General features: G+C 34.8%; 26 protein-coding genes. 5 read left to right on the top strand and 21 right to left on the bottom strand.

Annotation, left to right across the window (positions count from 1 at the left end):
- Positions 1-13: 13 nt before the first annotated feature.
- Positions 14-727 carry a DUF554 domain-containing protein gene (locus tag P0N36_RS03535; RefSeq protein WP_275841453.1) on the bottom strand — a complete coding sequence of 238 codons (714 nt, stop codon included), beginning with the start codon at positions 725-727 and terminating at the stop codon, positions 14-16.
- Positions 728-932: 205 nt separating this feature from the next.
- On the opposite strand from P0N36_RS03535, the gene P0N36_RS03530 reads away from it, so the two are divergent.
- Entirely contained in the window at positions 933-1,964 is a 1,032-nt protein-coding gene (locus P0N36_RS03530) for a GGDEF domain-containing protein (protein WP_275841452.1), read from the top strand.
- Between the two features lie 21 nt (positions 1,965-1,985).
- Positions 1,986-2,702 carry a lysophospholipid acyltransferase family protein gene (locus tag P0N36_RS03525; protein WP_275841451.1) on the top strand — a complete coding sequence of 239 codons (717 nt, stop codon included), beginning with the start codon at positions 1,986-1,988 and terminating at the stop codon, positions 2,700-2,702.
- A 115-nt stretch (positions 2,703-2,817) separates the two neighbouring features.
- Here the strand turns inward: P0N36_RS03525 and hcp are convergent, their stop codons facing one another.
- The 9 genes from hcp to P0N36_RS03480 all read right to left on the bottom strand — a co-directional run bounded on the left by hcp (position 2,818) and on the right by P0N36_RS03480 (position 14,094).
- A complete protein-coding gene (gene hcp / locus P0N36_RS03520; protein WP_275841450.1) occupies positions 2,818-4,440 on the bottom strand; it encodes a hydroxylamine reductase in 1,623 nt (540 codons plus the stop codon).
- A 163-nt stretch (positions 4,441-4,603) separates the two neighbouring features.
- Complete coding sequence (locus tag P0N36_RS03515) at positions 4,604-5,626, bottom strand: ATP-binding cassette domain-containing protein (protein ID WP_330683941.1); 1,023 nt, start codon at positions 5,624-5,626, stop codon at positions 4,604-4,606.
- Positions 5,616-6,320, bottom strand: a complete 705-nt coding sequence (locus P0N36_RS03510; protein WP_275841449.1) for a GTP-binding protein — start codon at positions 6,318-6,320, stop codon at positions 5,616-5,618. The genes P0N36_RS03515 and P0N36_RS03510 overlap by 11 nt, the downstream gene beginning before the upstream one ends.
- On the bottom strand, positions 6,317-7,561 hold the full coding sequence (locus tag P0N36_RS03505) for an ABC transporter substrate-binding protein (RefSeq protein ID WP_275841448.1): 1,245 nt from the start codon (positions 7,559-7,561) through the stop codon (positions 6,317-6,319). The genes P0N36_RS03510 and P0N36_RS03505 overlap by 4 nt, the downstream gene beginning before the upstream one ends.
- Positions 7,562-7,807: 246 nt before the next feature.
- Positions 7,808-8,425 (bottom strand): cyclase family protein, encoded by a 618-nt coding sequence (locus P0N36_RS03500; protein ID WP_275841447.1) that lies wholly within the window; start codon positions 8,423-8,425, stop codon positions 7,808-7,810.
- Between the two features lie 13 nt (positions 8,426-8,438).
- Positions 8,439-9,884 carry a glucose-6-phosphate dehydrogenase gene (gene zwf, locus P0N36_RS03495; protein ID WP_275841446.1) on the bottom strand — a complete coding sequence of 482 codons (1,446 nt, stop codon included), beginning with the start codon at positions 9,882-9,884 and terminating at the stop codon, positions 8,439-8,441.
- Positions 9,885-9,892: 8 nt separating this feature from the next.
- Positions 9,893-10,816, bottom strand: coding sequence for a phosphogluconate dehydrogenase (NAD(+)-dependent, decarboxylating) (gene gnd, locus P0N36_RS03490; protein WP_275841445.1), 924 nt, complete (start codon positions 10,814-10,816; stop codon positions 9,893-9,895).
- A gap of 207 nt (positions 10,817-11,023) precedes the next feature.
- Positions 11,024-11,557, bottom strand: coding sequence for a lecithin retinol acyltransferase family protein (locus P0N36_RS03485; protein WP_275841444.1), 534 nt, complete (start codon positions 11,555-11,557; stop codon positions 11,024-11,026).
- A 227-nt stretch (positions 11,558-11,784) separates the two neighbouring features.
- The gene (locus P0N36_RS03480) at positions 11,785-14,094 is read right to left on the bottom strand and encodes an ATP-dependent Clp protease ATP-binding subunit (RefSeq protein WP_275841443.1); all 2,310 of its coding nucleotides are present in this window, start codon (positions 14,092-14,094) and stop codon (positions 11,785-11,787) included.
- 272 nt (positions 14,095-14,366) lie between these two features.
- Here P0N36_RS03480 and P0N36_RS03475 point away from each other — a divergent pair, with 272 nt between their 5' ends.
- Entirely contained in the window at positions 14,367-14,987 is a 621-nt protein-coding gene (locus P0N36_RS03475; protein ID WP_275841442.1) for a hypothetical protein, read from the top strand.
- 276 nt (positions 14,988-15,263) lie between these two features.
- Here P0N36_RS03475 and P0N36_RS03470 read toward each other — a convergent pair whose 3' ends face one another.
- The 8 genes from P0N36_RS03470 to P0N36_RS03440 form a co-directional block, all read right to left on the bottom strand.
- A complete protein-coding gene (locus P0N36_RS03470) occupies positions 15,264-16,151 on the bottom strand; it encodes a hypothetical protein (protein WP_275841441.1) in 888 nt (295 codons plus the stop codon).
- Between the two features lie 295 nt (positions 16,152-16,446).
- Positions 16,447-17,019 carry a GNAT family N-acetyltransferase gene (locus P0N36_RS03465; RefSeq protein WP_275841440.1) on the bottom strand — a complete coding sequence of 191 codons (573 nt, stop codon included), beginning with the start codon at positions 17,017-17,019 and terminating at the stop codon, positions 16,447-16,449.
- 14 nt (positions 17,020-17,033) lie between these two features.
- Positions 17,034-17,234 carry a hypothetical protein gene (locus tag P0N36_RS15715; RefSeq protein WP_442957180.1) on the bottom strand — a complete coding sequence of 67 codons (201 nt, stop codon included), beginning with the start codon at positions 17,232-17,234 and terminating at the stop codon, positions 17,034-17,036.
- Between the two features lie 526 nt (positions 17,235-17,760).
- Positions 17,761-18,549: a serine hydrolase domain-containing protein gene (locus P0N36_RS03460; protein ID WP_330683945.1), complete on the bottom strand. Its 789-nt coding sequence runs from the start codon at positions 18,547-18,549 to the stop codon at positions 17,761-17,763.
- A gap of 6 nt (positions 18,550-18,555) precedes the next feature.
- Positions 18,556-18,744, bottom strand: coding sequence for a hypothetical protein (locus P0N36_RS03455; protein ID WP_275841438.1), 189 nt, complete (start codon positions 18,742-18,744; stop codon positions 18,556-18,558).
- Positions 18,745-18,914: 170 nt separating this feature from the next.
- Positions 18,915-19,199, bottom strand: coding sequence for a hypothetical protein (locus P0N36_RS03450; RefSeq protein ID WP_275841437.1), 285 nt, complete (start codon positions 19,197-19,199; stop codon positions 18,915-18,917).
- A 204-nt stretch (positions 19,200-19,403) separates the two neighbouring features.
- Complete coding sequence (locus P0N36_RS03445) at positions 19,404-19,880, bottom strand: flavodoxin family protein (protein WP_275841436.1); 477 nt, start codon at positions 19,878-19,880, stop codon at positions 19,404-19,406.
- 111 nt (positions 19,881-19,991) lie between these two features.
- Positions 19,992-20,567, bottom strand: a complete 576-nt coding sequence (locus P0N36_RS03440; RefSeq protein ID WP_275841435.1) for a GNAT family N-acetyltransferase — start codon at positions 20,565-20,567, stop codon at positions 19,992-19,994.
- Between the two features lie 212 nt (positions 20,568-20,779).
- On the opposite strand from P0N36_RS03440, the gene P0N36_RS03435 reads away from it, so the two are divergent.
- Positions 20,780-21,049: a type II toxin-antitoxin system Phd/YefM family antitoxin gene (locus tag P0N36_RS03435; RefSeq protein ID WP_125138176.1), complete on the top strand. Its 270-nt coding sequence runs from the start codon at positions 20,780-20,782 to the stop codon at positions 21,047-21,049.
- Complete coding sequence (locus P0N36_RS03430; protein ID WP_275841434.1) at positions 21,039-21,350, top strand: type II toxin-antitoxin system RelE/ParE family toxin; 312 nt, start codon at positions 21,039-21,041, stop codon at positions 21,348-21,350. Before P0N36_RS03435 ends, P0N36_RS03430 begins: the two co-directional genes overlap by 11 nt.
- A 102-nt stretch (positions 21,351-21,452) precedes the next feature.
- Here P0N36_RS03430 and P0N36_RS03425 read toward each other — a convergent pair whose 3' ends face one another.
- The 3 genes from P0N36_RS03425 to P0N36_RS03415 all read right to left on the bottom strand — a co-directional run.
- A complete protein-coding gene (locus P0N36_RS03425; RefSeq protein WP_275841433.1) occupies positions 21,453-21,989 on the bottom strand; it encodes a nitroreductase family protein in 537 nt (178 codons plus the stop codon).
- A gap of 276 nt (positions 21,990-22,265) precedes the next feature.
- Complete coding sequence (locus P0N36_RS03420; RefSeq protein WP_275841432.1) at positions 22,266-22,616, bottom strand: SH3 domain-containing protein; 351 nt, start codon at positions 22,614-22,616, stop codon at positions 22,266-22,268.
- 154 nt (positions 22,617-22,770) lie between these two features.
- A partial coding sequence (locus tag P0N36_RS03415) for a hypothetical protein (RefSeq protein WP_275841431.1) occupies positions 22,771-23,106 on the bottom strand: 336 nt, incomplete at its 5' end.

Below are 23,106 nucleotides of genomic sequence, written 5' to 3'. Positions count from 1 at the left end.
TTACACTCAACAATTATGATAAGATTAACTTAATTAATGGTAAGATTAACATAAAGTATATTGGTGGAACAAGAATTGCAGGTAGCAAATTGGCCGTTTTTACTTTTTTTATTTCCAAAAGACTTAGACCCAGACTAAAAATCAATATACCTCCAATAATGGAAATCTCTCGAATAACTTCACCTGTTAATACAGGTTCTAGTCGAGATGCAAATAAAACAATCGCACCTTGATACAACAAAACGGATAAGGATGAGAATATTACTCCAATTCCAAGAGAAGATGTTAAAATAATCGAGGTGACACCATCAAGTACGGATTTGGCGTATAGCATATCATGATTGCCTCTAAGTCCACTCTCGAGTGACCCTAATATAGCCATCGTACCAACACAAAACAAAAGACTTGACGTAACAAAACCTTGGGCAATATTGTGTTCACCATTACCGACTTTACTCTGCAGGAAGAAACCGAGTTGCTCCAATCTTTTTTCAATATTAACCCACTCCCCAAATATACCGCCTATGACAAGGCTGACGATAAACAATATCGGTTCCCCCCCATTCATCATTCCATTTAAGGTTGTTGCAATCCCGATAAATAAAACCGATAAACCGACCCCATGCATAACAATCCATTTATAACGATCTTTAAGTCCATTTTTCACTAAGATGCCTATAATGCTTCCCAGTAAAATGACACCTGCATTTACATAAGTTCCTAACATTTTTATTCTCCTCACCTTCATTCTTACACTATTATACACATAATCATATAAAATGGCCAATGATTTTTCTTTTATCTGAGGCCCATTTCGGATATGCAGCTTTTTTATACTATGGTATAATGATTAGGATATAAACTTTTTGTAAGATAAATTCTTCACACTATAGATAGATATAACATATATAGATACAAGGGGGTCAGATAATATGAATAGTGATTATTCTTTTTTAAGTGTCCAGAAACACGGAAAGATTCAGTATGTTGTCCTTCGTTTTCTTTTGATTGCCTTCTCCTTTCTAGGTTTTTTAGTTCTCTTTTTAGGCATTTTTATGGGTTATGAACCTCTCGCTACACTTATCTCAATAGTTTTTATTATATTTTGCCCAACTTGTTTTATACTCCTAAATAAAGTTCAACATCCCCTCTATATTAAAATCATATTTATTCTTTTTTTAGATTTTATATATTTTCCCGTAGCATGGATGACGTCCATCAATGCCTTTAAAATTATGCCTTATTCTAGTATCTTGTTTTTAGTAATTACTTTTCTACTCGTAGAGTATAGAAGCGAGTTCATTCTACCTACACTTTTTCTAATCTATGCCGTCATACTTATGTATATTAAAGTCAGATGGCCTTTATCCTTCACTTTAACCTATGATAGTCCTTCTAGTTATATACTTACATTCTTAAGATATTTTGTCGTTATTTTATTAGTCCTGGTCATTGTTTATATGCTCATTTCCAACTACTTTGAAGTCACAAGAAGTTATGATCGAAAAAGCATATATGATGAATTAACCGGTTTATTCAACCGATCATACGGTCTCAAACAACTACAAGGATTATATGAAACACAGAATGATCAACTGGATAAGCATACATTAATTATAATTGAACTTGAGCATTTTAAAGCTTTTAATCAAAAAAACGGTGTTTTGGCAGGGGATACATTTATTAAAACCTTAGCTCATCTTGTGAAAAACAATACAAGGTCCAACGACTTGTGTTTTCGTTATGGCGGCAATACCTTTTTACTGCTTTTAAACCATACTGACCTAAGTCAAGTCAATATTTTTTTACTGCGCATTCAGAATGCTTTCGAAGAATTGCTTACCCATTATGAAAAAAGCGACTTGTCTTTACTTGTCGGCAAGGCGAATTTTGATTATAATAATCTAACTGAGGTCATTAAGGCAGCAGAATTGGATTTATCACTTCATCGTACAAATGCTTAACAACTTTTATTGGAGGACAACATGATTAGAACTTACTTTTTTTATTTCGTACTTGTTTCATATCTTCTTCTTTCAGGATTTGCTTATCTTTGGTACCTATTAATTGGTCTTTTTAGTAAAAAGCATCAATACGACTATATTCATAAAATGACCGCATCTTGGGGTCGTATTATGGTTGCGCTCTCTTCTAGTAAAGTCGAATTAGTGGATCTCCAAAAAATACCGGAAGGCAATGTTCTGTATGTTAGTAACCATCAAAGTAACTATGACATTCCTTTATTACTTGGATATTTGCCAAAGCCCAAAGCCTATGTAGCAAAAATCGAATTATCAAAGGTACCGATTATTAGCCATTGGATGCGCGTTATGGGCTGTCTTTTCTTAGATCGTGGTAACTTAAAGCAGTCTCTAAAAGTCATATTACAGGGCGTTGAGGATCTAAAAAATGGTAAAACTTTGGTCATCTTCCCAGAAGGAACACGATCAAAAAATTATAAGATGGGCGATTTCAAAAAAGGTAGTTTGAAGCTTGGTATTAAAGCCGGTGTGCCTATCGTACCTATCACCATCGATGGGTCTTTTAAGATGTATGAGGCAAAAAAAGCCATCACAAAAGACCATGTACGTATCATCGTTCATGATCCAATCTATCCCAATCAGTTAAGCAAAGAAGAACAGGATAATCTGTCTGAAACAGTGCGGCGCATTATTATTGCACCTATAGCTGATTTACAATAAAGTCACTTATAAGATGATTTGTAATGCACTATTTTACAAAGCGCCAATTCATTTAATGAATTGGCGCTTTGTTTTGAAATTCATCCTATAGGGATATAATACTGGCTTTGATATATTATGCCATGAACATTTTTATATCATCTTCAACTGTACCAATACCTGCTATACCAAAGGTATCAATAAGAACTTTTGCAACATTTGGCGAAAGAAAGGCCGGTAATGTAGGACCTAGGTGAATATTTTTAACACCCAAAGATAAAAGTGCCAATAATACAATAACTGCTTTTTGCTCATACCATGCAATGTTATAAGCAATCGGTAATTCGTTGATATCATTAAGCTCAAAAATCTCTTTAAGCTTTAAAGCTATAACCGCAAGTGAGTAAGAGTCGTTACACTGACCGGCATCTAATACTCTTGGTATACCACCGATATCACCAAGTGGTAGTTTATTATATCTATATTTTGCACATCCGGCTGTAAGAATGACTGTATCTTTGGGTAGCTCATTTGCAAATTCAGTATAATAATCTCTATCTTTCATACGGCCATCACAACCTGCCATAACAAAGAATTTTTTGATTGCACCAGATTTGACTGCATCCACAACTTTATCTGCAAGGGCAAATACTTGCGCATGTGCAAATCCACCCACGATTTCTCCTGTTTCAATTTCTGTAGGTGAGGGTAGTGTTTTTGCCATTTCTATGATTTGTGAGAAGTCTTTTTGGCCGTTTTCATCTTCTCGAATATGTGTGGATCCTGGGAATCCTGCTGCACCGGTTGTAAATATTCGCTTAACGGTTTCACCTTTGGGTGGTACTATACAGTTGGTTGTAAATAGGATTGGACCATTAAAGGATGCAAACTCTTCTTTTTGCTTCCACCAAGAATTACCATAGTTACCTACTAAGTTCTCATAAGCTTTAAACTTTGGATAATAGTTTGCCGGCAACATCTCACTATGGGTATAAACATCAACCCCTGTTCCTTTTGTTTGCTCAAGTAGCATCTCCATGTCATTTAAATCATGACCGGAAATCAAAATCGCAGGATTGCCCTTAACACCAATGTTTACTTTAGATAATTCCGGATTACCGTAAGCTGTTGTATTGGCCGCATCTAAAAGAGCCATAGCTTTCACACCATATTCTCCTGTTTTCATTGTTAATGCCACCAATTCATCCGCTGTCAAACTATCATCAAGGGTAGCTGCTAATGCTTCATATGTAAATGCATACAAATCATTATCCTCTTTACCTAAGTTTAAAGCATGTTGAGTATAAGCCGCATATCCTTTTAATCCATAAATAATTAATTCTCGTAGTGATCTTACATCTTCATTCTCAGTTGCTAAGACACCTACTGAAACCGCTTTAGCATCCATGGATGCATCTGTTGTTACTGTAAAAGTGGCTGCATCGTGGAAATCTGCTTCAACTACATTTCTTAATTCGTCTCTAATTTCTAGATTTTCTCTTATTTGTGCACGTATTGCTTCCGGATCAAAGTTGGCATTGGTGATGGTCTTAAACAAACTATCCAGTACAACCTCATTGGTCTTTCCAAGGCTTGCCACATCGAGTCCACCTTTTACAACTATATCTGCAATACCTTTTGTCGAATAGATTAAAAGATCCTGAAGATTTGATACTTCCTCATCCTTACCACAAATACCTATAACATCACATCCGGTTCCTTTTGCTGCTTCTTGACATTGATAACAAAACATACTCATTAGAATACCTCCATATAATTGATTTATTATTACCGATTTGTTAATCCTTAACCATCTGTTATGATTAACTATGATAAAATTATAACCTATCCAAACACATTAATCGGTATCTTATGTTACCATCTATAGTGTAAACTTCGACTTTGTCTTTTATGTGTCCTCACTATACAAACATTGTTTGGTCAATTCTGTTACCCAATCTAAGATTATGTCTTAGATTACCAACGATTTTATCTAGCTTTTCAAGCTCGGATAGGATTCTTTTCTCTTCATCATCCGTTGATATAATCTTGTGTATTCCCCCGTTTTTTATTATTATTCTTTGATCAGCCATCAAAGCCAATGTAGGATCATGGGTTGCTATAAGAACAATTTTCTCACTGCTCACTAAGAGCTTAAGTGCTTTTTTTCTATCAATACCTGCATTTTCTATTTCATCAATCAGTACAATAGGCGACGTACTGAGTATGGCTGTATCTGCTATCATTAAGGCTCGAGACTGTCCACCACTAAGTGCAGTAACCGGTGTTGTCCTCATAAATTGTTCTCCTGCTAACTGATTGGCTGATTCTAATATAGTATTAATAACCTGATTCACGTTTTCTACCATTCGACTTTTTGCATGAAGCTCAAGAAATTCCTCAACCGTTAAGTCCATGACAAAATTCATATTCTGTGACAATTGGGCTACCAATTTATTGCTAGAAGAAAATCGCCATTTAGTATCTGCTACTTCATTGTTAATTAAAATACATCTTTTTGTAGGTGTATCGTAATTGGCCGTCCATTCAATATCTGCAAGTAATCTACTTTTTCCGGAACCTGTGGGTCCAACGATTGAAACAATGTCACCACTTCTTATCGTGATGGGTTCAAACGTTTCTTTCTGACCGACTTTATCCTGCCCGGGCAAAATAGTGATCGACCTAACCGTTTGTTCTGCTTTTAATCCTAAAAAACTAAGCATTTGAAGAATGTAGACCAAAAGATCATTCTCAATCTTTTCTTTATCCATTGCCCATGTTTCAACATATTCCTCATCAAATTGGTTTAAATATTCTTCAAAGGTCATTGTACCAAAACCTTCAATATCCAACTTATTATTTTCAAGATATGTTCCTACAAATGGATAACGAAGCAATAAGTCATCCAAAGTCATATTCTTAAGTATTTTTTCATCCATCATTTTGTTCACCCAATTCCATTTTTCTTACATTGCCCAGTTGATAATCATCACCAATACGTGTTTCTCCTAAACAATAAGAACATAAAGCAGAAGGCATAGAAAACTTTAATTCTTTACCTTTGACTGTGAGTACATCTTCTTTTTCATCATATAAGAGTGTACTTAGTTCATAAGCGCCTTGTCCGGTCAATCCATTTATATGCATGACGATGGCTTGTGGATTAACTGAACTTACTTTTGAGGCAAATACTTCTCGTTCCGCTTGAGAAACAATATCCCCTTTTGTAATTACAACAATATCCGCTGATTTTAACATCGGTCCAATTTTTTTTGGTGTATTTATACCAGACAGGTTGTCGATAACACAAATCCCTTGAATCTCTTTGATATAGGGGGAACATCGATTACAAAGACCAGCACTTTCAGTGATCAACAAATCCAAGGCTTGTCTTCTGCCCCATTGAACGACTTCTTCTATATTACTGACAAAAAAATGGTCCGGACATAAAGCGCCAGAAAGTCCTTTTTTTACAGGTACACCTGCCTTTTCATACAATTGATCATCATCTGTATAAAGACAATCAAATTTTACCACCCCTACTTTTAGACCCCGATTTTGAACCGCTTGAATTGTTTTTAATATAATGGATGTCTTACCTGATGAGGGTGGTCCTGATATGGTTACTAGATTCATATTTGCCTCCTACCACTATTATAATCAAATAGCTGTTCAAGTTTCTTTATAAGTTGACCTATATCATTGTCATTGATGAAGTCCCAACCCAACCACATATATGGGTTGGATTTTGGCACCCTATTATCTACCTCAGGATGTACACTTGGAAATCGACCTTGATGTGAGAGAATCTCTCCTACCTCCTTGGATGAAAAGAAGTCAATAATCGGCTTAAGCTCTTTTTGTTTACTCGACTTTGACAGCATAAAAATCGGACTGATAATGGCACCATCCCTTGGCCATACTGCCTCCATCGGCCCGCCTGCTTTTGTCATCTTCGTGAAAAAATAGGGCATAATTGTAATCGCCGGTCGATTAGATTTCTTTTTATGAGATTTCACCATTTCGGATGGGTGCATGCTCTTTAATAATGATTTACCCAGCTTTTGAATACCTGTTTCACCATAGTTCTTATAAATATTTAGCAATATAGCATTGAAAAGATCAAAATCTCCTATTGGTAAAGAGACTGAATTTTCATACTCAGGCTCTAACAATTCTTTCCATGAAGTTGGTATTTTTCTTGTCCCCAATTCAGATGTATTCACTAAAAAAATGGCCGGTACAACACCCAGCATGGCATAATGACCTGCCGGATCTCTCAGCTTGAGCCCCTCATGATCAAAATCTTTATTATATGCCTTTATTGGTGCATAGTCTTTAAAGGCATTTTCTGCTCTATATTTGCCCATCAATCGTCGATCAAAAAACAAGTCAAACCCTGCCGATATAAACAAATCTGATATTGACTCAATAGAAGTGGATGCTTCTAGTGTGCCTTTAAGCCAGTCAACACCCATGGATGCCGCTTTAAAGTTATAATCAAGCCCCTTAACCCATTGCTCATCTTGACTACCTAGCCAACTTTCTAATCCTTCTAACAAGGGTATTTTTACGGGGCAAGGCAAAACGCCTTCAACTTTTATCATAGGATTATCTTTTACTTCTCTTATGTTTAGACCTTGATCTACACCTTTACGGTTTTCTTCTATGGCTTCAACCAATCTTTCCTCAAAGGTTTGAACGTCTATTTCTTTAAGTTGTAATACCATCTCAAGACTGATGGTTTTTCCGATGGTTTCTCTTTGGGCAATATCTTTCATCTGATCGATACCGACAGCCACTAATAAGGTTATGGCTTCTTTATATTTTTGGGTTATATTGTAAACTGTATCTTTTATATCAAAATAAGTATTCATAACATCGCCTTCTTTCTTTGTGATAGTATATATGGTTAAGGCACCTAAACTATATCGTTGAACTTTCACTTACTATATATGTGAATGGAGTATAGCTCAGTTTGACCCTTTAATGATGATTATAAACTATCTACCTTTACTAATCAGTAACATTGGTTACCACTGACAACCATTAAAATATAAAAGCATCCGGCTTACAAAAATGATTGCAAGCCCGACGCTTTTATGTTTTAACTTATATCTATTTCACTTCATTAGAACGACTCTTGCAGGTGATGCCTCAACATCTGCAAGCTTAAGGGGTAAGGCTATCATGTCATAGATACCTTCTTCAATATCCCTTAGCCTCAGTCCCTCAATAATCATGATATCCGCATTAAAAAGTCTTTTATGGGTGCCATGCTCAGGTTGGTCTCGCTCAATACCCAGGCCATCTGTTCCTACACCTTGTATACCCAGTTTGGCTAAATAGGCTGCCCCATCCTCTGATAAAGATATAAATTCATTATTAAAGTGTTCTTCAAATGAATTTTTTGTCTTAAACAGAAGGAAATCACCTTTTTGTACCTCTTTTTCTTTCAAATCCACTCTTGTGATCATACCAGATACATGGGTCAAATCAAGAACCTTGACCTTTGTCATAAAGCGATTAAGGTTAAAGTGCTCCATAGTAAGACCGTCTCTAATCATATGCAATGGTGCATCAATGTGCGTACCTGTATGAAGGTTCATTTTAAGATCTGTTTCATAGTGGTTTCCGGTGTTAAAATTGGAAGCATTGCTAAAAATTGGTTTTTTGCTTTCATAATTTTTATAAACCATGATATTCGGTTCTATGGTCATGGATATATCAAATATCTTCATCTTATCTCCAATCCTAATCAAAATCATTATTCAGGTCATCTAAGCGCCACCAATGTCGACCATCCATTTTTAACATATTATGGGCTGACATAGGTCCATCTGAACCCTTAGGATAAGTATCCAAGTAGGGTGATTTAGTGGGACATTTATCTATAACTTCTGAAATGAGTTCCCATGCACTTTTTACTTCTTCCCATCCTGTAAACATAGCCGTATCACCGTTTATAATATCTAATAACAAACGTTCATATGCATCCGGTGATTTATAAAAAATATCACAAGATTGACAGTAGCTTAGATTAACGGACATTAGATTGCTTTCACTTCTTGGTTCCTTCGTATTAATACGTAAGTATACACCTTCATCCGGTTGTATTTTTATGACTAATAAGTTGGGTATTCTCTCGGTATTACTAGGGGTATCAAATCCATCCACTCTAAATTCAATAACAATCTTTGCTTCACCACCATCAAGTGCTTTACCCGTCCTTAAGTAAAAAGGTACACCTTCCCATCTGGGTCTATTTACAAAGCATTTCATTGCAACAAAGGTTTCCGTATTTGAATTCGGATCCACCTTAACTTCTTCTCTGTAGCCTTCATATTGGCCAAATATAAGACCATTATGACTTTCCAAATCCATTTGAACATTTAGATTCTGAATGACTTTGACTTTTTCTTCCTTAATACTTTGATTATCAAGACGCTTTGGCGGTTCCATGGCTACAAGGGCCAAAATCTGGATTAGGTGGTTCTGTACCATGTCTCTTAGAGCACCGGCTTGATCGTAATAACCACCTCTGTCTTTTACCCCATCTTTTTCTTTAACCGTAATCTGAACATTGTCAATGGAGTCTTTATTCCAAACTGCACTAAATATTTGATTTGAGAATCGGACGGTATTAATATTTTGAATCATTTCTTTTCCAAGATAATGATCGATTCTATATATGTAATCTTCTCCAAAGATATCAGATATAATGTCATTAATTTTTTCTGCCGATTCAAGGTCATATCCGAATGGCTTTTCAAAAACGGCCCTAACGTACCCTTTTACATCTAATAGTTTTTTATCCCTGAGTTGCTCTGATATAAGAGGAAAAAAAGTAGGTGCGGTCGCCAAATAAAAAATTCGATTGGGACAGTTTTGTGACTGCATATAAGTGTTGAATTCTGTGTAGTCTTCCGCTTTTTCAAAGTTCATTTGGTAATATTGAAGCATAGCACTAAAGGCTACAAATACACTTTCATTGAAGTTTGAAACTTTTTTCATAAGAACGTCTTTGACTTCTTCTCTATACATTGATGTATCTTTATCTTTCCGTCCGAGTACAATTATGGTCATATCATTTAATAAACGACCACCGAGGAATAGTTGATAAAAAGCTGGCATCAGTTTATAATATGTCAAATTGCCTGTACCACCAAATATGGTAAATATCACCTTTTGATTCTCCATACATTCACCTACCTTTTATGTAATTCATGACCACCAAATTCATTTCTAAGTGCAGCAACCACACGATCTGAGAACTTACCATCGTCCTTAGATGCATTTCTTATAAATAGAGATTGAGTAATAACCGGTGCTGAAACACCAAGTCTTATGGCTTCTTCAACGGTCCACTGCCCTTCTCCTAAGGCATCAATACGAGGAACGATATCCTCTAACATACCATTATTTGCAAAAGCTTGTTTCGTCATTTGCATAAGGTACCCTGCAATTATGGATCCGTGATTCCACACATTAGCAACTTTTTCAAAATCTACATCAAACTCAGACCTTCTAATAATCTCTAGTCCTTCTCCAACGGCCTGCATCATTCCATATTCAATACCATTATGTACCATCTTAACATAATGGCCTGATCCTCGTTTCCCACAGTGCAAATAACCTTCTTCAACATTAAGGACTTTGAAATATGGCTCCAAAGTTGCAATCGCTCTTTTGTCACCACCTACCATCATACAAGCCCCATATCTTGCACCATCTGTTCCACCTGAGGTTCCGGCATCCACGAAGTAGATACCCTTTTCTTCAAGTAGATCACCTCTTCTAAGGGTATCAGAGAACCGAGAGTTACCGCCATCGACAATAATGTCACCTGCTGACAATAAGGGTGCAACCTGCTCAATAATGGCCTCTGTAGCAGGACCTGCTGTAACCATAATCCAAACCACCTTAGGTGATTCTAAAGCGTCAATCATATCTTCTATTTCTTCAAAAGTTCTAACACCTTCATTTTTGATTCTTTCTCTCGGCGCCTTACTACGGTTGTAAACGCCTACATCTAGTCCTTTATCACGCATATTTAACGCTAAGTTATAACCCATTTTCCCGAGTCCTATTAAACCAATTTTCATATTCGACCTCCTTGAACAAGTATTCATATTCTGCCAATCGTTAATACTAGTATATCATAGCTTCCATTTTTGTAAATGATAAGTTCTATCAATATTTAAGTCAATACCATATGTCTTGACTTTTATATGGAAGAAAAGAAGCTTCGCTTCGTTATGAGCTCTGCTCATATTTCTGAACGGTCCTTTTCTTGAGAACAAAAAAAGCTATTACAATGTAATAACTTTCTAGAATCTCTATGCTCTTTTTAGAATTCTTTTATAAATATTCATGCTTAGTCTTACAGTTCTATCTTTTGTCCTAACTGTGAATGGGACCACTTTTTTTCTAAGCATCCAAACATCTTGTCCCTTATTAATAAAGTAGGTTTGTGTTGAATGAGGATTGCCTGTAGCACACCAATAAACAAAGTGTTCACAATTATTCTTTTTGATGCTATAACATTCTTCTCTTTTCCCTAATGCACTATAAGCTCTTGAGACAATTAACTCTCTAGTAAAACTATCTTTAATATGGTGTAAGACTACTTTTTCCCCGCCTAATAAAAATGTTTCCATAGATACCTTTTTGATTTCGGCTTGTTTTCTCATATGAAAGCTATTGGCATGAAAGTGTATTACACAATTGTTCTCAACCTCAACACCGAAATGTCGATAATTCATCGTTCTGAATATCAGCTTATCAATCCATCTAGAATCTTTATTTTCACGCTCCTTAGTTGACCCAAGAAGTATGGGCTTTCTCTCAACATAAATAATGTCTCCGAACATCATAGCCTCCCGTTATTAATATCTATTTCTCGATAAACAGTCTTTACCTAATATTAACACTATAATAAATGTATATGCTTTTGTGCATTATGTCAATAAAAAATATAAAATTTAATATTTGGTTAACATATTTTCTAGAAAACAAAAAAGAAGCAACGCCCCATCGATAATGAGATATTACTTCTTCTTCATAACTCTATGTGACCCTACTGTTTTGACAGAAAGGCTTATTCGTTACTTTCTTGAACTCTTACTTTTGGCTCGTTTTCACCCATATAGACTTCAATATGGTCACCTTCTTTAATCATACCTTTAATATAACACTCAGCCAACTCATCCTCAACATATTGCTGAATAGCTCTTCTTAGTGGTCTTGCACCAAATTTGGGGTCATAACCATTTTCTAAGATAAAGGCTTTAACCTCTTGGTCTACAGTGAGAGACATACGTTTGTCTTTTGCTGTGTTCAATACATCTTTCAACATCAGTTCAATAATGTCTTTTAATTCGTTTTTACTAAGTTCTGTAAAAACAATGGTTTCATCGATTCTATTAAGAAATTCAGGCTTAAATACTTCTTTCAAAGCATCTTTGGTCTTTTGCTCTAAGGATGCATAGGACCCATTACCAAAACCAATGCCATTGTTCTTATGACTTGTTCCAGCATTTGAAGTCATAATTATAACCGTATTCTCAAAATTCACTGTACGTCCTTGTCCATCTGTCAAACGTCCGTCTTCAAGTATTTGAAGTAATAGATTGAACACATCCGTATGGGCTTTTTCTATCTCATCTAACAACAAAACAGAATAGGGTCGTCTGCGTACTTTTTCTGTTAATTGGCCAGCCTGATCATACCCAACATAACCTGGAGGTGCACCTATTAGTTTGGATACGGTATGTTTTTCCATAAACTCAGACATATCAAAACGAATGAGTGCCTCTTCATTACCAAACAGTTCACTCGCAAGTGCTTTCGATAATTCTGTCTTACCAACGCCTGTCGGACCCACAAAAACAAAGGATGATGGTTTTTTCCTTCGGCTGAATCCGGATCGACTCCGCCTTGTCGCTCTTGAAAGTTTTTTGACCGCTTCTTCTTGACCAATAATTCTTCTGTGAAGGCGTTCTTCTAGATTAATAAGCTTATAAGCTTCATCTTCTGCAATGGATTTTACCGGTATTTTTGTCCAAGCTTCTATAACATAGGCAATATCTTCCTCAGTTATAGCAACATTTTTACATTCTTTTTCAATCTTGGCAATCTTATCATTAAGTCTAAGTTCTTCAACTTTGCAATCCGCAGCCCTTTCATAATCATCATTGGCAGCTGCATCTTCTTTATCTATTACAATTTTTTGTAACTCATTTTTTAAAGCTTCCAGTTCTACAAGGCCTTCATTTAGTAGGTTTGCTCTTGAACCGGCTTCATCAATAACATCTATGGCTTTATCTGGTAAAAATCGATCACTGATATAGCGTTCCGACATCATAACCGCCTTAATAATGACTGCTTCTGATATGTGCACTTTATGATAGTCTTCATAATAATCTTTTATACCTTTTATAATTTCAATAGAATCTTCAACAGAAGGCTCATCTACTATAACAGGCTGAAAACGTCTTTCAAGAGCAGAATCCTTTTCAATATGCTTTCGATACTCCTCAAGGGTCGTTGCACCAACAATCTGAACTTCTCCTTTAGCAAGCGCCGGCTTTAATATATTGGCGGCATTCATGGTGCCGCCTTCTGCCTCACCTGCACCCACTATACTGTGGACTTCATCTATAACCAGAATAATATTACCTTCTGTTGTTGCTTCTTTCAATATCGCTTTCATACGTGTCTCAAACTGACCTCTAAATTGTGTACCTGCTACAACAGATGTCAGATCCAATAGATAGACCTCCACATTTAGAAGCTTCGTCGGTACTTGACCTTCAACGATTCTAACAGCCAGTCCTTCCGCAATCGCTGTCTTTCCCACACCCGGTTCACCAATAAGCACTGGATTATTCTTGGTCCTACGATTTAATATTTGGATAACCCTGTCGATTTCTCTATGACGACCAATAATACGGTCTACTTCATGATTAAGTGCTTTTTCATTAAGATTAATGCCATAAGCGTCAAGATTTTTTCTTTTTGGAGAACCCGTCTTTTTAACCTTTGTTTTAACTGTTCCGTCTTGAGTTTCTTGTTCTGCTTGTTTAAAGGTCATATCCTCATCTTTATTATTCTTAGAAAAGGCCGAATTAAACAAATTCGATATATGGTTTTTACCGTGCTCGTCCGGTTTTGTAAAACTTTCTGTAAGTTGGTCCATATCCACGTCTTCAAAAATATCTGTCATTTGCTCACTGATATTATCGAACTCTTCTTGTGACATACCTGTTTGTTGTAATATTGCATCAAGTGGTGCTAGTCCTTGCTTTTGAGCGCAAGGAATACAAAGCCCTTCTCGCTTTGCTATACCGTTTTCCATTTTTGTTACAAATACAATTGCTGTGTTTACACGGCACATTGAACATTTCATATCTATCAACTCCAAATTCTATCTATATCTATCGTCTTATTGTTTTATTTTTATATTCATTGTAGTATTAACTTATCACACCTACCTACATAAGTCCATATAATGAAGCTTTTATAATAAACTTCTAATAGATTATTCATAATTTATTCAAATTTAAGTTGGCATTATAATCCACCATAAAACCATTAACTCTTTATGCTTTTATGTCGATATAACCTAGGAGATGACTATTAAACCTACGGATAGGTATCATATTTCAAGGAGGAAGACTCATGAATACAATCGGAAATATCAACAACCCACAAAATAATAGAGACTTAACAGAACTAAATAATAATAGACACAAGAGAACAGCAGGTGAAAAAGATAAACCTCAAATAAAATCTGAAACAAAAGCAGTTGAGTACACTGCTAAAGAGACCACGCCTAAAACCAACTATAAACCGGATATGGATAAAGTGCGTGCCATGAAGGAAGAAGCCGATCAACGATTAATTGATTTGTTTAGAAACACGGTAAAAGACGGAGCTCTTAAGCAAATGGGCGGACTTAGAGGCTATTTACAAAGACTTATTAGTGGTGACTCTACTGAGGATGATCTTGCCCTTGAACTTGGTATCGAGATTACACCGGATGCTATTGACAAAGCCAAGGCAGATGTCGCTGAAGATGGCTACTGGGGTGCAAATGCCACTTCAGATCGTTTTCTTGAATTTGCTATGGCCCTATCTGGCGGTGACCCAGCCAAAGCAGATATGTTGCTTGACGCAGTCAAAGCCGGCTATAAAGAAGCTGAGGCCATATGGGGCGGCGAACTTCCATCTCTTAGTAAAGAAACATTAGATCTAACTATTAAAAAATTCGAAGCTTGGCGTGATGGTGAAGAAGCTTAATCATTAAATTTATTAAACCATATATCTTTTATAATATGGAAAAAGCAACTTTTTGAGGTTGCTTTTTTTGTGGGTTATATTTATAACTCAAGTATGGATTATTCATTCATAAAATGGTACTTTCTCAAATTCAATTATTCTTATACAATTTCTTGACCTTCTCTAAATCAATAGAATGATCTATCCTACAAAAATACTTTATTTGCCATTTTTGAGTTATTTAGAATTTATCTAATATATATGAATGTAAAGTAAGAACTTCAATATTTCAATGACTTAATTCAAAGAATGAATAACTTCTGGCCCCTCAGCAATTAACCAATAAAAATGTTCTAAAGTTGTAGATAAACGGTCAAATGTCTTAACGTATGCTGGGCTTAATGCATTCTCCCATTCTGCATGTTTTAATCCTGTATCACAACCCGACAAGTACACATACTGAAGACTTGGACTAATATTATTCTTCACATTTGCAGGTCCATAGAAAATGTTATCCTGAAGCAATATATAACCATCTACACCATGAGATGACACAAATATAAAACGACCATTCTCCAGTGCATAATCTATTGTATTGTTATTTAATGGTACAATGGCCACACTATGATTTCCAAAGCGGTTAGTAGCGACCATGGAATCACGATAAAACCCAAGGGCAAATACCCACCTTGGTATATATCCCATATCATCATATAATAAAAATATCTCTGCTTCTTCAATCTCATTTTGAGCTATAGAAGATGCGTGAATGGCTACTATAATGATTAGTATAAGGAAAGCATGATTAAATGCAGTCAACACTGTTAAAAACTTTGTACGCGTCCATCTTGGAAATAGTGATATTCTGGAAGCATGTCCAATTATTGCACTAATAATGCCTTCTAGCCAAATAATCAAGCAAATAATTAATAAACACCCCAATATGTAGAAAGAAATCTCTAATGGTATGGCTAATGCAAGATTGCGATGATAATATATGATAAAAGTATGTATACCAAAACTCATCAAAAAGATTACAAAACTACAGAACAAGAGAAAATTTATAGCTAATGCTTGAAAATAATGATGACTCTTCTTTCGTTTACTATGTGAAATAAGATTACCTAACCAGTATATTGGTATAAAGCCGACATAATAACTTATATTCAATAATTTTTCATACATATCTCACTGCCTCGCTCTCATTTATAAACAATAAGTCTCCTGTCGTAAACGTTGGTTATTGCCTACGCTCAATATTTACTGTGTATCTTCGCTTTTCTCATTGTAGTAAAGAATAGCAATCTATAATTTATTATACATCAACTCTGCAAATTGACTGTATTTTCTTACTTCTTTCAAGTAAAATTAGGTTATCCACCATAAAAGCGTAGAAAATCGTCGGTGCAGCTATTGAGTTATACTTTGCATACAAGTAATATATCTTCACGTTTTTCTTTTGATAATTTAATTTGATTATTCATGTATTTTCCTCCAAATCAAGGTTAACTAATTCTACGTCACTGATGTTCACCTTCCATATCATATGATCATTATCCTTTAACCAATAATCCTTCAACTGATATTGCGCTTTTCCAAACTTTTTCGTCCATGTTTTTTGTGCCGTTTTATACCCACTATCGAGGCAGATTTCATCAATTCCGTTCTTTTTTAATTCATTTGCAATTTTATTAATCAATAAATGACCAATCCCATTCCCTTGATGTTCCGGAAGAACAAATATTGTTCCTAGCTCAATCATGTCCTTTATTTCTCCATCGGTACACCTCTCTATCAACTCACTAGATGCTCCATATTCGATTGTCCCAATGATCTTACTATCAATTTCAGCAATCAGAAAATATCTTTCTTTTCCGTCACTTTCAAAATCTTGTTCTAGATATTTTATCTTTGTCTCAATCTCTTCCTCAATCATCTCGACTAAGTATTCAAGATTATTTTTTCTAAATGTATCTTTAATCACAATATCAAACAGCTTATTAAGCTTGTTTTTATCTTCAATGTTTGGTCGCCTTACTATTACATGATCCATATCTTCTAATACCTTTATCCTTTATCCTGTATAAATATGCCAACTGGCATAAAAACAATTAAATTACCAAATACACTGATTACAAAATCTAGTAAATCAGACCTGTTTGTAAACGAAAAATATTGTAAAACTGTATTGAAAGGTATAAGGTTTAATTTATTCTTCTGTGACTGGGTTCTACCTGCCATCTTAGAAAGGAATCCAAAATAACCTATAAATGCCAGATAACGTTCCAGGCTTTACGATGTCATCGTTACTCATTTTTATAATCTATTAAATTATATCGTTTTTCCTTTTCCCCCTCAAGTTCAAGCACTAATTTAGCTTCGTATAGAGAATTCTTTATCTTAAGATGCTATTTACTAGTAGAATCGGTATAAAGTTTGATTCTTGACTTGATATAATTCGCATTTTCTCTTGGTAAGCGTTGCCATAAAATACGAGTAATAATAGGCCTGTTATATAAAGTACGTATGTAATAATCCTTTTCATTTTCTCCCCTTTTAACTATAAATAATAGCAATGATTATTGTTAATATCTTACTGATTTTTTGAGCTTTTGCTACATTATTAATCCCTCTCTGGTCTTAAGTTAACTGTTCAAATATTTTTATTTTCTATGTAATTCCAAGAATCAATGCAAAAATAGTTTCTTATATCTTCTCATATTCCTTGTTAGGTGAAGCCATTTTGGCGTCCTTGTTGATAATGCGCTGGAAGACAAGGATGTCTGAAAGCGGGCTATTTTATAATATAAGGTTTAATAATTTCTTCAACAAATTCAATCCTATCAAAAACAGTTGGCTTGAAATAAGAAGTTATAGAAATCACTAAACTGTTTTCAGGATCAATATAAATCACATTTCCACTATTGCCAATTGCTGCATAAATGTTTTTTTCGTCATCAATTATCCACCAAAGATAGCCATACAACATATTTCCAAATTTTTCCCCAGTAACAATTCGTGGTTTTGTCATTTCTTCAATCCACTTGGAAGAAACTATTTGTTTATCATTATAATAGCCGTTATTCAAGCAAAGCTGACCTATTTTGGCCATATCTTCTGCTGAAAAACACAAACCGTAGCCTGCAGTTCCAATATTCTGTGGATCACAAAACCAAAAATTTTCTTTTGGCTTCTTATTCATTGTAAAATCTTTATGCTCTTTGGCTGTTGCTGCATAGTAATTCTTATGTTTATGCACGCCAATTGGCTTGAATAGATACTTATTTGCAAAGTCAACTGGGGTCATTTTGGTTGCTTTAGTTAATATACCCGTTAATATGTGTAAGCAGACAGTCTGATAATTAAATTCCTTACAGATTCCTTTCCTGCCTCCTAGCAAATCTAATGATACTAACGTCCAATCGTTACTTGAACACACTTTTGTCCATGGATCTCCTTTACATTTATAAGGCGCTTTCATCGTCAATAAATGTTTGATGGTAACATCATAAATAGTTTTTTCTCCACGTTTAACAATGTAATTGGGAAAATAATCTATCACTTTATCGTCTACGCTTTGAATTAATCCTTAATCTATTGCTATTCCAATCAATAATGCAATAATACTTTTCGTTGCAGACATTATATGAGTACAATCACTTTTTTTATAATTATTCCATTCGTCAGAATATACTTCAATTCCCTCTTGATAAATAAACATTTGACATATGTTTGGTTGTTCTTTTTCAATTAGACTATGCAATTTTTCTTTATTCATATAATATCAACTCCCTTTGTATGTCCCGCCAAGGATGGCGAGTTTATAGTATGATTTCAGCCAAAATGTTTTCTCTAACAACCTGTGAGTTGACGATGTGTGGCAACCATCCTTGTTCAAAGACCATATCATAAGCTCGCTGCTTTTATAGGTTTCATTCGTATCATTCATTAATACCAAATCACGGTAATTATATACAAAATAAAAATAATAACAGCACAACATAATGAAAATATAGCAGCCATTTTGTTCTCTTTAAAAACGAGTTTTCCATTAATGGCTATTACAATCCCCATTAGTGGTTGGGCAATATAGTTAGAAATTTTACCGTCAACAACTCCAATTAATCCGCAAAGAGATACTACAATTACAATTGTTGCCAATACCAATGAAACGATATATAAGACTTTATTTGTTGACGACAACTGTTTATACTTTTCTTTAATCTTAACCATTTTGTGCTCCTTTTTTTTCTGTGATGGTCAATAATTACTACTGTTATATAAACATCGTACTCGTGTGTGCAATGTCACATAACGTTCCCGCAGTTCCCATCGTACCAAAATGTTCAGCTTCCCCAGACGATTATGGTCGGGGCATGATGGGAATTGTCGTATTATGTGAAGCTACGAACGGAAATAGCTTGTAATCTGAAATTACTATTCTGTAGGAAATAATTTATCTATCTGTCTCCTAATATAAACTTCTTCTGCACAATGTCCCATCTTACCACCTAAAAATGCATAACAATCTAATACAATTCCCTTCTTATCTTGAACCTTATTTCTAAAATAATTATGTACATTATCGCTATTTCTTAAATCTGCAAATTGTTGAAATGTTATTATTGTTACTTCTTTATTTGTCAAATCTGCTTTGTCTAAAAAAGCATTCACGGCTGGAACACCATTACTTGCCCATATTGGTGACATTAAGTATATTATCTTAGCATCTTTTATCTCACCCCATGGATCTCCTGCAAGTTTTGAACTCTTTTTAGTTAGCGCTTGAATAAAATTTCCTTTCTTTATTTCTGTTAACTCAACTATTTTTGCTCCTATTCTATCGCTCAAAATCTTTGCTCCAGTTCGAGTATTGTTATCTTTTGAATAATATACAACTACAGTCGAATTCATAATCATTTTCCTTTCTTATTTTTTCTTACTATCTAGTTCGTAATTTCACATTACGTTCTGTGTGTTGACAACATGATGTTGTGCGAAGTATCTTACAGAAGCCTTGTATAGCTATGACAAATTAATGATATCATTAATCTGCTTGTCTAACACATCACTTCTAAAATCTTTTCTAAGTAATTGCATATATACTTCATCGTAATAACTTTGATTAATTAGAAACGCTTCTCTTCTTCTACCGAACTCTTTAAATCCAATGTTTAAATAAGATTTAAGTGCTCTTTGATTAAATCCTAAGACACGTATCATAATATTATGAAGATTTAATAATTTAAATCCATAGTTTAACAAAAGTTTAGAGGCTTCTGTCCCATAACCCTTATTTCTGTTTTGATCAGAACCAATAAAAATACCTAGTTCAGCTGTTCCATGTATATTATTAACATCAAGTAGTGAGCAATTACCAATCACTTCATCATTATTAAGTTTTACAATCGCAAATGCCTGACCTTCAGAAATCTTTTTTAGTGCATCCTTTTCTTGATATAAAGTATAATTATTAGTTGCTACACCGGATGGAATACATGTTGTTAAATCATTAATCCACTCACAATAAATCTCATAATCATCCGGATTCATTGGTGATAAATATATCTCTTTCCCTACCAACTTTTTGAAATATTTCATTATATATCTCCCCTTTTAGTAAATTATAAAAACATAGTAATATTTTTCACATAACTTCCTGTGAGTTGACGATGTGTGGTATCCATCCTTGTTCAAAGCCTATATAGTCAACTCGCTGTTATACGATGTTCAGAATTAACTATTTCCAAGACTACCCCCTTTATCATTATTATGATATAATATACTCATTATAATGAAAGCGAGGTGACACTATGCCAAAAATTCATCCTATTTCAGATTTGCGTAACAATTTCAATGAAATATCCGAAATATGCCATCAAAATTTCGAACCCGTTTATATCACTAAAAATGGTAAAGGCGATCTTGTTGTTACATCGATAGAGTATTTTGAAACACTTCAAGATAAACTTGACTTATATCAAAAATTATCTGTTGCAGAAGCTGAGTATGCATCTGACTCACCATCTATTTCACATGATGATTTTATGAAAGAACTTAGAGGTAAGTATAATGTCACTTAGCTTTAATGTAATCTACAAGGAATCTGCAATGAATGATACATATGCGATACTTGACTATATCTCAAGAGATAATCCTAATGCTGCTGAAAAGTTTATTCAAAAAATAACTGACAGAATTGGTAATTTAAGCCAATTTCCTTTCCTTGGCACGCTACCCAATGAATTTGAACTCAGAAAAAAAGGTTATAGAATGTTATTAATCGACTCATATATTGTATTCTATATTCCAGTTCAAGCACTCAACGAAGTACGTATACATAGAATTCTTTCATCAAAACAAAATTACTCAACGTTTTTATAACCGAGATTCTGAATCGCGTATAACATCCAGTGAGTTGACGACCCCAGAGGAAGCATGGACGGCGGCCCCTTAAACTCCGACAGGGTCTCGCAAGCAATCATGTCATAACGACCTGTCCTCGTTATAGGTCTCATACATTACTGAATCCTCAAGAGGCTTTCTTTCCGTTTTATGACGGTCAGGACTCAGAAAGCCATTGGTAGGATAACCTAGGATAAGCAATACAGTTGGTTCAATATATTCGGGTATGCTAAATTCTTTTCTTATTATGTGAGGATCAAATAATCCTACCAGCACGCTCCCAATATTCAATTCTCTTGCAGCCAGCATCATGTGATCGCAAATAATACCGATATCTATATCACCCGAACATTTTTCGTCAAAAGGTCGAATTAAAGCATCCCTTTTATCTTGACATACGATGAGGATACATTGAGAACCGAAAGTTTGGTATGCCTTTTGAACCTTGAAAACATTCTCAGGTCGTTGAACTACAATAATACGCTGTGGTTGCTTATTACAAGCGGTTGGTGCCACACGGCCAGCAGACATAATGCGGTCAAGATCGTCCTTATCAATTTGTTTTTCAATAAATTCCCTTGTTGTACACCGTTGTTTACATAATTCTAAAAAATTCATTTAGTAAATTCCTCCGATAACCAAATACAAAATATATTTGAATAAAAATAATTTTCCGATACGAAATAGCTACAATCTAATCTCCAAACTCCGCGCATGGACGTGCGGCGATTTGTGGCATTGCATATAACGTTCCCGCGATTACCGAAGTTCATCCTTTTGACCCATAGGGCAAAAGTGGCGCTGCACTTGCCTCGCAAGGGCTGTGACATCAGATGAATTTTGGTAATCGGCGTGATAAATTAAGCACGAAAATCTTTTAAATATTTAAGCACACTATAATCTCTGTAAGTGATTTAATGGCGCCCATGCCTTCACTCCAACAATTACTTTTTTCGTGCCGTAAATCCAACCATTTAATGTTTTCTCAGCAATTATGATATCCCCAATTTTGAGATCAAATTCCGTTGCATCATAATCTTCCAAAATTCTTCCATTTCTATTGGTTCTCTCAACAATCTGTTTTGGTACCCATCCCTCTTTATTAATTCCTTTACAATAAATCCAACCAGCCCAATCTCCATTCTCGTCTGATTCTTCAATACATTCAATTGTCTCATCCTTAACTAATTGGATAGGATTTATTGCTTCAGATTCTCGTTCTTTAATGACTATATATTCATTCATCATAGCCCCCCAAATACTCTTTTAATTGTTTTTATGCACTTCATTTTCGTATTTCATTTAACGTTCTGGTTGTTGCTGATGAATGTTGGCAATATCTTGTTATGCGATGTAATTTGTGGAAACAACCAGAAACTTTACCATCAGTAGATGATGTTTAAATCGATCTAGCAAATAGAACTCCTGAAATTATTCCTAGAATACTTCTGGAAAAACCTTGTTGCATTATAATAGACATTGTTCCAAATCCCGTAATTGTCATTCCAACACTAGCTGGTAAAAATAAAATTACCAATATTATGACGCTTGTAAGCACACCTAATGGATTGATCTTAAATCCCTTCTTAAAAGCGTTCATAATTCTATCAAATTCAATAAACAATCCAATAGTAAATGTCATTAAGGTGAATAAGCTTCTATATAAATTATGCTTCCAAAGTAATCTTCTTCCTGCTTCTGCTAAATAAGGAAACATCAAACTCATAATATAAAT

The sequence above is a fragment of the Petrocella sp. FN5 genome, from assembly GCF_029210395.1.
GTDB lineage: Bacteria > Bacillota > Clostridia > Lachnospirales > Vallitaleaceae > Petrocella.
Note: the sequence above shows the minus strand (reverse complement) of the source record. Positions and strands in the feature narration are given on the sequence as shown.